Origin of the sequence: Paenibacillus sp. J23TS9 (assembly GCF_018403225.1) — a bacterium.
GTDB lineage: Bacteria > Bacillota > Bacilli > Paenibacillales > Paenibacillaceae > Paenibacillus_AQ.
This window is the reverse complement of record NZ_BOSG01000001.1, coordinates 1,945,343-1,958,884: the sequence shown is the minus strand read 5'-3', so window position 1 is coordinate 1,958,884 and position 13,542 is coordinate 1,945,343. Positions and strand designations below refer to the sequence as shown.

Sequence of the window (13,542 nt, the reverse complement as noted above, 5' to 3'; positions counted from 1 at the left end):
GTATTTATATTTTCAACTGCATGTTGTACAGGTTCGCATAAGTACCGCCTAAAGCAAGCAATTCTTCATGAGTTCCTTGCTCATCAATCCCGTTATCCGTTAATACGAGAATCTTTTGCGCATTTCTGACCGTTGACAAGCGATGCGCGATGACCAAAGTCGTGCGGTTGTCGGTTAGCTTTTCCAGTGAGTCTTGAACCGCTTTTTCACTTTCGTTATCCAGAGCACTGGTTGCTTCGTCAAAAATGATCATAGGAGGATTTTTCAAGAAAACACGGGCAATACTCAGTCTTTGCTTCTGACCTCCGGACAGTTTCACGCCGCGTTGTCCAATATCTGTCTCATATCCATCCGGTAGCTCCATGATAAAATCATGTGCATTGGCCTTTTTGGCTGCCTCAGTAATTTCTTCTGTAGTTGCATCCATTTTCCCATATCTTATGTTATCCATAATGTTTCCCGCAAACAAATATACATCCTGCTGGACGACGCCAATATGTCTCCTTAAAGAGCTTAAACGGATATCCCGAATGTTCATGCCATCAAGAAGTATTTCCCCGTCATTCACTTCATAAAAACGGGGGATTAATGAACAAAGGGTTGATTTACCTGCACCGGAAGGCCCCACTAAGGCAACATATTCTCCGACTTTAATATCCAGAGATACATTTCGCAGGACAAAATCATAGTCTTCTTTATATTTGAAGCTGACATCCTTGAACTCCACTTTTCCCTGAACATGGGTAAGTTCGAGCGCGTCTGAAGAATCCTGGATATCAGGTTCAACCTCCAATATTTCCATAAACCGATCGAACCCGGTAATTCCTTCTTGATAAAGCCTCGCAAAATTGACCAATCTCTGAATCGGCTCAATGAGAATACCTATACACAGAAAAAAGGTAAGCAAATCAGCGAGCTTAAGCGAAGCATTTGCTATGGCAGCTCCGCCGAAGACGATAACGGCAACCGTAATCAGATTTGTGAAAGCAGACATTCCTTCAGCGAAGAGGGTTTCACTTTTATATCCTTCTTTACGGCTATACACAAATCGTTCGTTCTCGTATGCGAACTTGTCTTTTTCAACATGCTCATTCGCAAAAGACTGTACAACTCTGATGCCTGATAGGGTATCTTCAACCTGGGCATTGATGTCACCAATCCGGTCCTTGCTTCTTCGTAATGCAGCATTCATTTTTTTATTGAAATAAAATGCATGCACCGCCATCAGAGGTAAGAAGAGAAAAACGATTAAGGTAAGTCTCACGTCAATGCTGATGAGGATGATAAAAGCACCGGCAAACTTCAGAAATGAAATGACTATATCTTCAGGACCATGGTGATATAATTCAGTAAGCGACAGAATATCATTGGTGGTCCGGGTCATTAACTGGCCTGTTTTCTGTTCATCGTAAAAACAAAATGACAATTTCTGGTAATGATCGAATAGCTCACTTCTCATGTCGCTTTCCATCATGGCGCCCATCACATGGCCCTTATAGCCAATAAACATGTCACAAACGGTATGAATGATGACTAACGCCAACATGACTGCACCCATCATATAAATTTGATGCAGAGCATCCGGCCGATCGCCTTCTAACACATTGATGGTGATGTAACGGATGCATAATGGGAGAATGAGCGTAATGGCAGAGACGATAAACGCACATGCCATGTCTGCAAAAAGCAAACCCATGTAGGGTTTATAATAAGATAAAAATTTTCTGGTTCTTGAATTCAATGATTTCTCCTCCATATTTTTGGAGGGTTAGAGTATAGTCACCCTCCAATGATTACTCATTTTTGCGTTCGTTTTTTTTCTCATCTTCAACACCCGTTTCTGTTATTTTTTTTTTGAGATCGCAGCCAAAACGATGGAATGTGTTTTAAGCAGGATCCTAATAACCTTATATTACGGTTAATCCATTTAAATACCTTTAATCGGCTGCGAAAATTTTTAACGGTTTCTGTATCCAATAATGTACCGTGCGATATTTATCTCGTTGACAGCACAAAGCATCCATGGATACGATAGTGGTGTGCAGGTATCCTGTATTTTAGATCTATGAAGAAGGATTTAATACTTTTTAAAGACGTGTAGGGGGTTATTCATTGAGCGAGTCCAATTTGCCTCAATTAGTCATGATTCACGAACAGTTATCTTTATTACCTGAAATTTCAATTTCAGAACCGTATCACATTGCCGCTTATCAACCTGGTGAAGAGGCAGCATGGGAAGCCATTATAGGCGAATCTTTCCAATCTGCATTTTCCTTTGAGGAATTTATGAAGAAGGATGTGGAATTCAGACCCGAACGGATCATTATTCTGTGGAAAGGTGATCAACCGGTGGCGACCGCTTCCGCCTGGCATCAAGCAAAACTCGGCAGCGATATGGGATATCTTCATATGGTAGGCATCATGAATGCTTATGCAGGACAAGGTCTTGGACAGAAAATTACCCATGCTGCCTTAATCCAAATGAGAAATGACGGAAGGGTAAAAGCGCTGCTGAATACGGATGATTTTCGAATATCTGCCATTAAGACCTATCTCAGACTTGGCTTCGTTCCGAAGCTCTCGCATGAAAGCCATGAGCCGAGATGGAAGGAAATAGCCAATCAGTTACAAGATCCTGAAATGAAAAGAACCATAACTGCGAGCATTTAACATCTCCGGGAGAACATTCAACCGCATTCCATGAATCCTGAATCAGCAGTAACCACCTTGGAAGAAGGCTGGGAACGGATTGAAACGGTAAAAGCCACCGGAAAGCATTACATGAGGGCCGAAAATTACTGCTTTATTTTCAGAATATAGGATGCGCTGATCTCTAAGAAGGTCATGTACGCCATCAGAATACGAATGTTTGAAGTGCTTTTCAAGGAGGAGTAGTTTTATTCCGCAGAATTATAAATATAGAGGTGTTGCATGAATAAAGAAGGTACTTTTTTTAGATTATTAAAATACATGGGCAGATACAAGCTGCTGTATGCCGGGCTGATCCTTACCATGCTTGTGAGCATCGTGCTGGATCTTTCCGTTGCCTGGTTCTTGTCACTCATTACAAATGCAGCAGTGAAATTTGAAGTAGACCGCTGGCCTATTCTGATTCTCATGGGTGCGGGAATGCTCATTTGCTTATGCCTGATTGCTTATTTCGATACATATCTCAAACAAAAAGCATCACTCAAAATTAGAAACGATATCCGCCGGGATACAATGGAGCATGCTTTACGTCTACCCCAGTCCTATTACGACCAGCATCATACAGGAGATTTGCTTGCTCGTTTTACAAGCGACAATCAGGCGGTAGGTGAAGCGAGCGGCAATGTGATTATGGCTTTGCTTAAAAATCCGCTGCTTGCCCTTTGCGCTTTTATTTATTTGCTGAGCATTCATTGGCCGCTCGCATTAATCACGATATCCATAGGTCCGCTCATGATTTTGGCTGGAAAAATGTTCGGTGAGGTCATGAGAAAGAAGGGCATACACCTTCAGGAAGCGATGGGGAGGTCAACCTCTTTTCTGCAGGATGTTCTCGGTGCCAGTATTTTATATAAAATATTTGGTCTTGAAAAGAAAATAGCCCATCAATATCGACAGTACAGCTCAGAAATTTCAGAGATTGAACGCAGTCAGGGCAAAATCCAGGGGGCCGCGAATTCGGTATCTCAGGGAATTGCTAATCTAACCTTTATCATTGCGATTTTGCTTGCCGGATTTTTTGTTGCCAAAGGGAGCCTCGAGGTGGGGGCCATGCTTGCATTTATACAGCTAATGAACTATTTGGTCCATCCGTTTTCCGCGCTTCCTGCTTTGTGGTCCGGTATGCAGCAGGCTTTAGCCGGGGCTGAACGGATATTTCAGGTGATTGATTTCCCTAAGGAGTATACGGAGCTTCCGCAAGAAAGCCACGCCAAAACATCTTTCAGCGAATTGGCTGTTTCTAATCTGGGGTTCTCCTATACGGATTCTGTTGACGCCCTTGCTCTTCGTGATGTTCGATTCCATGTGTACGCAGGTCAAACGATAGCGATCGTGGGAACCAGCGGAGGAGGCAAATCCACGTTATTTAAATTGCTGATGGGACTATATATCCCCACAACAGGATCGGTCGAAATTGATGGAAGGGACAGAGAGACTATAGGATTACGGGAATACAGGAATTATTTCTCTCTGGTTCCGCAGGAGTCGGTTCTTTTCACGGGATCGATACGGGATAATATGATGGATGGCAATCCGTCGGTGAATGAGGAGCAGATGATCGCAGCTGCCAGACAAGCCAATGCGTATGATTTTATTATGAAACTGCCTGATGGCTTTGAGACGGAGATTGGGGAAAGAGGTTCCAGACTGTCCGGCGGCCAGAAGCAGCGGATTGCCATTGCAAGAGCTATTTTGAGGGATGCACCGATACTTCTGCTCGATGAAGCTACGTCTGCGCTGGATAACGAATCCGAGAGGGTTGTGCAGGAGGCATTGACAAAGTTGATGGTTGGAAAAACGACGCTCGTCATTGCTCATCGTCTGTCAACGGTACAGAATGCGGATTTGATATTGGTGATGGAAAATGGGCAGCTTGTGGAAAAAGGCACGCATGACGCGCTGCTATTAGCTGGAGGAAGATATCATACCCTTTACCATTCCCAGATGGAAAAGGATGAGCAACGTTTAGTGATGGAAATATAAATAGGAGATCCCCCTCAAATGTCTAAGCCATTAGACTCTGAGGGGGATTTTTATGTTATTGCCCAGTTATACAGTTCAGGTTGAACAGCACATTCTTTGCTGTATTAATTCAGAAATTGTATAAACTTATCTGGATTGGTTCGTATATATTGACTAATTCGATGAAGGCTATCATCAAATGCAGCACAGAATTTTTCGAATAAGAGAGAGATTCCTGTGTGTAAAGTGTCCGGAGGGGACGAGGTAAGAGCCGCTTCGGTTTCTTTAAGAACTTCAATCATTACGGCTTCTTCAAAAAAACGTAAGCCTGCAGTGATCCCTGACCAATAGTCGGGCTCTTGCAAAAAATAATTCATCCATAATTGATAATCCTGCTCAGAATTCCTGGCAGGGTAGAGCAGCCTGAACATGAACAGGGATTGCTGGGCTTTGTTCAGTTTGTTAATCCGTTCTGCCTTCAATGATGGATGCTGACCGCGAACTTGTTGTATCGTTGGCTCAATGCAAGCCATCATAAGCCCCACGCCATCCAACTCTTCAAATTCCTGCTTCGAAAGTTCCACTAACAACATATAATCACTCTCCTCGATCTAATATTATTTTCAATTGATTCATAAGTCAATCTAAAACGCAAAAAAAATACTAAGGTTTTATTACAGCAACTGACGATTCAATGATTTGATCCAGCACTTTATTCAGTTGATCCGTTACATTTGCTTCAGAAATTCCTTGTGCTTCGAGCTCCTGCTTCGTTTGATCCAAATAAGCCATGCCTTGGGAAACAGATCCCCAAAATTGCATAGCCATCAAATGGGCATCTCCTTGTCGGATCAAACCTTGAGCGATTCCTTTTTCTATGGTTTTGGTCATCTGCTCCATAAAACTTTTGACCCATTTGAATGGTGGAATTTCATCGGGATTGTACAACAAATGCAAGTCCAGGCCAATTCTCATGTAAAAACGGGAAATTTCCGGTCTTATGATTACACGTTCGCATACGGTCCTGGCATAGCTGCCGAACAGCTCAAAAACAGGTATTTCTTGTTCAAAGAATACCTGGGTATATTGCTTGGATTCTTCCATCATGTATTCATAAAGTTCACGGAACAAATTTTTTTTGTTCTTGAAATAGTAAAAAACAAGTCCGTGCGCAAGCCCTGCTTGATTCGCGATATCCGCCATCTCAGAAGCTGCATAGCCTTTATCGACATAAACACGGATTGCTGCATTCAGTATTTCTTGCTTCCGTTGATTGCGTATTTGTTCATTTTGTTCCTTTGTACGAGGAGACATAGACGACTCACCTTATTTCTTTGACTGTAGGGTGCTTGTCGAAATTATAGAAAATACAAACTTTGTTGTCAAACTTTAGACATTGCGCTTGATGCGTTTTATAACGGATCGCACAGCTATGCTGCAGCCTCTATTGTCTTCATCAGATCAGGTTGGCAATCTGTTCCTTCAGCTTATCAGCCGATGCATGGAATTGCGCCAGTTCCTGGTCGTCCAGCTTCAGATCGAGGATTCCCCGTACACCTGATCGATCTACGATGCAAGGAACGCCCATATATACATCCGATACACCGTTGTAGTTGGTGAGGAGCGTTGATACATTAAGCACTGAGCTTTCATTCTGCAAAATGGAAACAATGATTCGGTCAAGCGCTAACGCAATCGCATAGGAGGTAGAGCCTTTTGCATTGATAATCTCATAGGCGGCATTTTTTGTCCGATTAAAAATATCCGTGCGTTCTTCATCTGTAAATTCGAGTCCAATCCCCGCGACGTTGGCAATACTCCAGAGGGGAAGCTCCGAATCCCCGTGTTCACCAACGATGTGGGCATGAATACTGCGCGGGTTGATCTGTTTATTCTGGCCAATCAAATACCGGAAACGAGCACTATCGAGTAGAGTGCCTGATCCCATAACCCGATGCACGGGAAAGCCGCTCTTTTTGAGTGTGACATAGGATAGGATATCCACCGGATTCGTGGCGACCAGAATGATGCCGTGATCATTGAACTTCACGATGTTTTGGATAATATCATCAAAAATAGCTGTGTTTCTCTTTAACAGATCCAGACGGGTTTCTCCTGGACGTTGATTCGATCCGGCGGCAATGACAATGATATCCGCATCCTTACAATCACTGTAATCGCCGGCCCACAGTTTCACTCCCCCCGCAAATGGAAGACCATGGTTCATATCGAGTGCTTCCCCCAGCGCCTTCTCGTGATTAGCATCAATCAATACCATCTCTGATACTCGCTCTCGCAAAAATAAGGTGTATGCGGTTGTCGAGCCTACGGCTCCCGTTCCGATAATGGCGACACGCGTAGGGCGTTGTGATTGGATGGATGTCATTGTTTTTATCTCTCCTTTGATGAATGATCGTTTTTTCCATAAAATCCATCTTTAATATAAAACTAAACATATCTCCGCTATTTGAATAAAGATCGATGTGATACAGAAATACGCCAATACTGCTGAATCAGATTGCCATTTTCAGTTTCATCGCATAAAGTATTGCAGCTTTAACCTTGGGACTGCGCGTTGTTGACACATTTCAGACACAGATGTATAATTCTCATTGTTGAACAACTGTTCAAAACGTACGTTCAAAACAAACGTTTAACGGAGCATCAAATTTCTATTGAACTGGATTTCTTTTTTATTATGATCGTTAAATTGCCCATTTTAAACCGCATTAACCATTAGACGTATTGATGTCTGCATGAAATTGACGCTATGCCAAACTAATGGTACGTTAAACATGCTTTAATTTGAACAACTGTTCAAAAGCAGAGGATGCATTAAATTAATAAAGCAGATTGCAGGCAGATGGGTGGTTTAACCTTGAAAAATAAAGAAGAAATCAAAGATAAAGACGTGAAAGTCGTTATTCTAAAGGCAGCTAAGAAGCTGTTTGCCCAAAAGGGCTTTGAAGGTACAACGGTAAGACAAATTTGCGATGAAGCTGGTGTATCCTTAGCTCTCGTATCCTATCATTTTGGCGGCAAGGATAATGTATTTTATGCACTGTTCGAACCACTAAGACAATATTTTGCCGAGATGAGCTATGAGCTTGTTGATCCCGTTTCCGATCTGCGTGTGTTCATTGAGAAGTTCGTGGAATACCGCTATGAGGAGAGACATTTGATCAGTATTCTTCAGCAGGAACTTATGATGAAAAGTCCAAGAGTGGAAAAGCTGACGTATGCTATTTTCCCGACTTGGGACCAACTTCGTCTTATTTTGAACACAGGCATGAATCAAGGAAAGATTCCTTTTCCTTCGATTGAGTTTGCTGTGAATTTCACGATGGGAACGATCATATCCTCTATGCTGGACCCGTATCTGAATCCGATGGAGAATCGGCAGGAAGTACCTTCGCAGCAAGCAGCCAACCTAACCGTACAGTTTATTTTTAAGGGATTAGGTATTGATTCCGAGTAAATATTTATTGAGGAGCTGACATCATGAAAGCAGCACACATCTATGGCGCTAGAGATATCCGGGTGGAAGAGATTGAAATTCCAGCATTGAAACCGGGTACGGTAAAGGTAAAAGTGGAGTTCGCAGGTATTTGCGGAAGTGATATGCATGAATATTTGGCTGGCATTTATCCCATTCGCAAGCAGCCTGTGCTTGGGCATGAATTCTCAGGCGTGGTCACTGAGATAGGCGAAGGCGTAGAGGGGATCATGATTGGAGACAAAGTCGCGGTGGAGCCTCTTATTCCATGTGGACACTGCGTAAATTGTAAAAGAGGCATGGTCAATCTCTGCACCAATTCTCAAGGCTACGGCTATTCCTTGTCAGGTGGATTCGCTGAATACGCAGTTGCCAGACAAGAAAATGTATTTGTTCTGCCCGATAATATGAGCCTAGAGCTGGGCGCGTTGGTTGAACCAACGGCGGTTGCCGTGCATGCGGTGCGTCAAAGCCAGCTGAACCTGGGAGATAATGCAGCCATCTTCGGTGCAGGGCCGATTGGTCTGCTTCTTCTGCAAGCGGTAAAGGCTGCCGGCGCAGGACGGATTTTCGTAGTCGAGGTATCGGAAGAACGCCGTGAGAAAGCGCTCGAGCTTGGAGCAACACATGTGATTAATCCGGTTACGACGGATGCCGTTCAGCTTATTAACGAATTAACAAATGGTGGTGTAGACGTAGCTTATGATGCAGCGGGCGTTCAGGCCACATTCGAGTCGGGTATTCATATTGTCAGACCTGGAGGGGAATTTAAGATCGTCAGCTTATGGGAAAAACCAGTGAACTTCAACCCCAGTCTCATCGTGAAAACAGAAGCAAAAATCAGCGGCTCATATGCATATAATAACTTATTCCCTGAGGTTATTAACCTGCTTGCAAGCGGTACGATCGATGGAAATGCGGTGATCACCAGTAGGATTGCACTTGATCATATTGTGGAAGAAGGATTTGAACAGCTGACCAAAGACCGTAAGCAATGCAAAATACTTGTGAATATGAATCTGTAAGTATAGAAGAAGATAAAAGGCCGAGAACGAATGTTTTTCGTTCCCGGCTTTTTATTTTATGGTATTATATGGATGCCCGAATTAAGTGAATGGAACTGAATCATGAACAGGGAAGAAATCGATAAGCCATAAAGGGGCTCTCCATTATTTATGGAGAGTTCTTTTTTTGTTGTTGGCTATAAGTGATCCGAACAGCTGTGAGCAAATAAACCGGACAATTGCATATGATTGAAATTAGGCAGCAAAAGAATCGGATTTTTTAACTGTTTCTTATCACCTCATCTCCTGACATATGGTACAATTTTCATGTTGCAGTGTCTTTACATAAAAAGATGTAGGCATTACAGCATTTTACTTAAGGCGGAAAATTGTAGCGTGATTCTTTATAGAGTAGTCCGATTACAGAGTAAGCCTTTGAAGAGTGTAATGAAGTGAAATATAAACGTAATAGGAGGGAAAGACAAAATCAAAATCAAAATCGAATGGAACCGATCCGGGAATACAACGTAGGTATAATGCAATGCAGTGATAACGGATTCACATCGCCGATGAGATAACCGTTGACTGGAAATCATATGATGCCGATAACAAGGTGCAAACGCAAAGCATACGGTTCAGATTTGCATGGATATGATAGTGGCCCAGAACCACTTATTTACTTCCGGATCTTTATGGAGGTAGAGGAGGAGTAAGTATTGAATCAAACGAAGTACATAAAACTAGTGGGTCTTATACTAGGTGTTTTGATTGTGAATATCCTAGTGCTCTCGCCCGGCTTTTTAGGGGTGGAGATAGGCAGAAATGCTCTCTCTACAGCATTTGCAATAACATTGCTGATCGCCAGCGCATTAGTCCTTCTATACGGGAGCTATGTCTTACTTTTTAAACAACCCGTTGTTTTGCCTGTAAAAGAAGTAAAAACACATGAGGACTATGTGGAGGCATTGAATCATTACAGACATGTGAAAACGCTTGAGGAAGACATAATCTTTGCCTTAGAGCAGTTGGAACGGTTGAAAAAAAAGAAGGCCACTTTGCTGAATGTTCTAAATCAGAGATTCGATGCCTCGGAGTTAAGTTACAAAAAGTTTGATTCCGTCACATATGAGGTAGAAAAGCTATTCTATCTTAACGTTAGAAGTATCCTGAACAGGCTGGGTGTTTTTGATGAGTCGGAGTACTTGAGTGTCATGAGTCAAAAGTCCACAAAGTTTTCCAAGGAGCTTCTTCAAGAAAAAAGGAACGTCTACAACGATTATCTGTCTTTCATGAAAAGTTCTCTGGATACGAACGAGGAAATCTTGTTGAAGCTGGATAAGCTGCTGCTCGAAATATCCCGCCTGGATAGTTTAGAGCCGGGGGATATTGATAATATGCCTTGTATGCAGGAGATCGACTCATTGATTAAGCAAACCAAATTCTATAAGCAATGAGAGGTGCAGAGTATGGCAAAAAAGAGTAAGTTTTTCCTAATATCCGGAATTTTATTGGTAATCGTATTTGCCCTTGTTTATGTGGGGGTCACCCTGACCTCAAATTTAGGGAAGACCAAAACGCAGGTGACAGCGGCTGATGCAGCGAAACGATTAAACAAGCTTTACTCCAATATCTCGGTGTCTATGGACACGCCGATCAAGGGACAAATCGACCTTAATCCGGTAGATGTGGCTGACTCCTTGCCGGAAATCTCCAAGTTCCCGATTACCGTGAACAACACGACAAATAATTTTGTGGAGATTTTCTCATCCCCTGAAAAGGGAGGTACTGGCGTTGACGGTTGGTTAACTGAAGTAGCCAACGAGTTTAACAAGGCTAATATTAATGTGAACGGAAAACCAGCGTCTGTTAAGATTCGTAATATCGCATCCGGAACTGGCGTTGATTATATTAAATCCGGCAAATACATCCCCGATGCGATTACGCCTTCCAATGAATTATGGGGCGAAATGATCAAGGCCAGTGGCGTCAAGACTCAGCTCGTTACTAAACGGCTTGTCGGAAATGTTCCGGGGATTGTGTTATCGAAGGCAAAATATGATGCATTAGTAGAAAAATACGGATCCGTGAATGTCAAAACAGTGACCGAAGCGATCGCAAACAATGAGTTTTCCATGGGATATACGGATCCGTTTGCCAGCTCTACAGGTTTAAACTTCCTTGTAACTGCACTTAATACATTCGACAGCTCGAATATTTTGGGTGATAAAGCCGTTCAAGGATTTGAGAAATTCCAGGCCAATGTACCATTTACTGCGTCCACCACCATCCAAATGCGCGATGCGGCTAAATCGGGTATGCTTGACGGGTTTGTTTTGGAATATCAAACGTTTGTTAACGCATCGGACTTGAAGAGCGGTTATGTTTTCACTCCTTTTGGTGTGAGACATGACAGTCCGCTGTATGCTTTAGGCGATTTGCCGCAGGAGAAGCTGGATGTCATTAAGAAATTTGCAGACTTTGTTGCTCAGAATAAATATCAGAATACAGCAAAAGAAAAGGGCTTTAATAGTCTGGAAGAATACAAGTCAGAACTGGCTGTAGTGGATGGCAACCTTCTGTCTTCCGCGCAAAAGTTATGGAAAGAAAAGAAGAATGGAAATAAAGCCATTGCAGCTGTATTTGTAACGGATGTTTCAGGCAGCATGGCGGGTGAACCATTGAATCGCTTGAAAGAATCTTTGCTCAAGGGTCAAAAGTTTTTAGGGCGAGATAATAGTATTGGACTTGTTTCTTATTCGAGTGACGTAACCATTAATTTACCGATTGGAAAATATGACACGAACCAGCAGTCCATGTTCGTCGGAGCCGTGGACAGTCTCCAAGCGAGTGGAGGTACGGCTACATTTGATGGTATCGTGGTCGCTTTAAAAATGCTTGAGGATGAGTTAGCTGTAAATCCAACGAGTAAGCCTTTAATCTTCGTGCTTAGTGATGGCGAAACCAATGAAGGGCATACGCTAAAAGACATCAAAAGTTTAGTTGAGACCTATAAGGTTCCAATTTATACGATCGGTTATAACGCCAACATTAAGGCGCTTCAAAGTATTTCGAGCATTAACGAGGCAGCTAGCATTAATGCAGATACTGATGATGTCGTCTACAAGATCGGAAACTTGTTTAACGTTCAAATGTAATAAATGCCTATTAGAGGAGGAATACGATGTCATTTTCAATGGAAGTAGCAAGCCCGGAAGAGATTAAGGCAGCGATTGAACAAGAGGTAAAGCCCGTTCCTGAGGAAGTCGCGAAGCTGCAGGAGCTGGCAGACTCCAACGTCGCAGCGATTATGGATCTGGATGTCGAGTCGCTTGAGAAGCGGAAAGAGATTCTGCAATCCATCGATAGTTTTGGCCTAAGTACAATGAAAATATCCTCGGATAAAAATGCGCTGTTACAGGTTTCAGTCGGTAAACTCTCAAAAACGGGAGATGAGGGCGGTGATGTTGCCAAAGGGCTGACTGAATTGAATATCCAACTGAGAGACCTGGACCCAAGCGTAGTTGACTTTGCTAAAACGGGATTTCTCGGCAAGCTCTTCAATCCGCTCCGTGCGTACTTCCTTAGATTCGAGAAGGCAGATAGCGTCATTGCAGATATTGTGGTTTCTTTGGATAAAGGAAAGCAGACGCTTAAAAATGACAACACAACGCTGGAGATTGAGCAGCAGACGCTTCGGGATTTGACTAAAAAGCTTCAAAAGGAAATTCAGCTCGGGGGATTGATGGACGAATCGATTGAATCGCAAATCGAGGCGGCCAAAGCACGTAATGAAAGCCCCGACAAAATCCGTTTCATCACGGAAGAAGTGTTATTCCCGCTCCGTCAGCGGGTTATGGACCTGCAGCAGATGCTGGTAGTCAACCAGCAAGGGATCATGGCCATCGAAGTTGTCATCAGAAACAACAAAGAACTGATTCGTGGAGTAGATCGGGCTAAAAACGTTACGGTCTCCGCGCTGAAGATTTCCGTTACTGTTGCAAGTGCTCTCTACAATCAAAAAATTGTCTTGAAGAAAATTGAACTCTTAAATCAAACCACGAATGAGCTGATTTCCAGCACGTCCAGAATGCTGAAAAATCAAGGGGCAGAGATCCAAAAGCAAGCACTTCAAAGCAGTATCTCGGTAGACACATTAAAACAAGCCTTTTCGGATGTGTTGTCAGCCTTGGATTCCATCAGCACCTACAAGCAGGAGGCTCTCCCTAAAATGCGGGATACAATCAATCAGTTCCGTGAAATGGCGGATAGTGGTGAAAAGCAGATTCAGCGATTGGAGAGAGGCCACAAGCTAGGTCTATAAGAGAACATTTACAGTCATAGATATAAAACCCCCATAATCTGCGATTATGG

General features: G+C 42.9%; 11 protein-coding genes. 7 read left to right on the top strand and 4 right to left on the bottom strand.

Annotated elements, in window-relative coordinates:
* Positions 1–4: 4 nt before the first annotated feature.
* Positions 5–1,741 carry an ABC transporter ATP-binding protein gene (locus KJS65_RS09225; RefSeq protein WP_213649560.1) on the bottom strand — a complete coding sequence of 579 codons (1,737 nt, stop codon included), beginning with the start codon at positions 1,739–1,741 and terminating at the stop codon, positions 5–7.
* A gap of 371 nt (positions 1,742–2,112) precedes the next feature.
* Here KJS65_RS09225 and KJS65_RS09220 point away from each other — a divergent pair, with 371 nt between their 5' ends.
* Complete coding sequence (locus tag KJS65_RS09220) at positions 2,113–2,670, top strand: GNAT family N-acetyltransferase (protein WP_213649559.1); 558 nt, start codon at positions 2,113–2,115, stop codon at positions 2,668–2,670.
* Positions 2,671–2,931: 261 nt separating this feature from the next.
* Positions 2,932–4,692, top strand: coding sequence for an ABC transporter ATP-binding protein (locus KJS65_RS09215; RefSeq protein ID WP_213649558.1), 1,761 nt, complete (start codon positions 2,932–2,934; stop codon positions 4,690–4,692).
* 104 nt (positions 4,693–4,796) lie between these two features.
* Here the strand turns inward: KJS65_RS09215 and KJS65_RS09210 are convergent, their stop codons facing one another.
* The 3 genes from KJS65_RS09210 to KJS65_RS09200 form a co-directional block, all read right to left on the bottom strand.
* Positions 4,797–5,264: a hypothetical protein gene (locus tag KJS65_RS09210; protein ID WP_213649557.1), complete on the bottom strand. Its 468-nt coding sequence runs from the start codon at positions 5,262–5,264 to the stop codon at positions 4,797–4,799.
* 70 nt (positions 5,265–5,334) lie between these two features.
* Positions 5,335–5,985, bottom strand: a complete 651-nt coding sequence (locus KJS65_RS09205) for a TetR/AcrR family transcriptional regulator (protein WP_213649556.1) — start codon at positions 5,983–5,985, stop codon at positions 5,335–5,337.
* A gap of 142 nt (positions 5,986–6,127) precedes the next feature.
* On the bottom strand, positions 6,128–7,057 hold the full coding sequence (locus tag KJS65_RS09200) for an L-lactate dehydrogenase (RefSeq protein ID WP_213649555.1): 930 nt from the start codon (positions 7,055–7,057) through the stop codon (positions 6,128–6,130).
* Between the two features lie 492 nt (positions 7,058–7,549).
* On the opposite strand from KJS65_RS09200, the gene KJS65_RS09195 reads away from it, so the two are divergent.
* From KJS65_RS09195 to KJS65_RS09175, 5 genes are all read left to right on the top strand, one after another.
* Positions 7,550–8,149 (top strand): TetR/AcrR family transcriptional regulator, encoded by a 600-nt coding sequence (locus KJS65_RS09195; protein ID WP_213649554.1) that lies wholly within the window; start codon positions 7,550–7,552, stop codon positions 8,147–8,149.
* A gap of 23 nt (positions 8,150–8,172) precedes the next feature.
* Positions 8,173–9,192 (top strand): 2,3-butanediol dehydrogenase, encoded by a 1,020-nt coding sequence (locus KJS65_RS09190; RefSeq protein ID WP_213649553.1) that lies wholly within the window; start codon positions 8,173–8,175, stop codon positions 9,190–9,192.
* Between the two features lie 695 nt (positions 9,193–9,887).
* The gene (locus KJS65_RS09185) at positions 9,888–10,625 is read left to right on the top strand and encodes a hypothetical protein (RefSeq protein WP_213649552.1); all 738 of its coding nucleotides are present in this window, start codon (positions 9,888–9,890) and stop codon (positions 10,623–10,625) included.
* 12 nt (positions 10,626–10,637) lie between these two features.
* Positions 10,638–12,326 (top strand): vWA domain-containing protein, encoded by a 1,689-nt coding sequence (locus KJS65_RS09180; RefSeq protein ID WP_213649551.1) that lies wholly within the window; start codon positions 10,638–10,640, stop codon positions 12,324–12,326.
* Between the two features lie 26 nt (positions 12,327–12,352).
* The gene (locus KJS65_RS09175; protein ID WP_213649550.1) at positions 12,353–13,492 is read left to right on the top strand and encodes a toxic anion resistance protein; all 1,140 of its coding nucleotides are present in this window, start codon (positions 12,353–12,355) and stop codon (positions 13,490–13,492) included.
* The last annotated feature ends 50 nt before the right edge of the window (positions 13,493–13,542 follow it).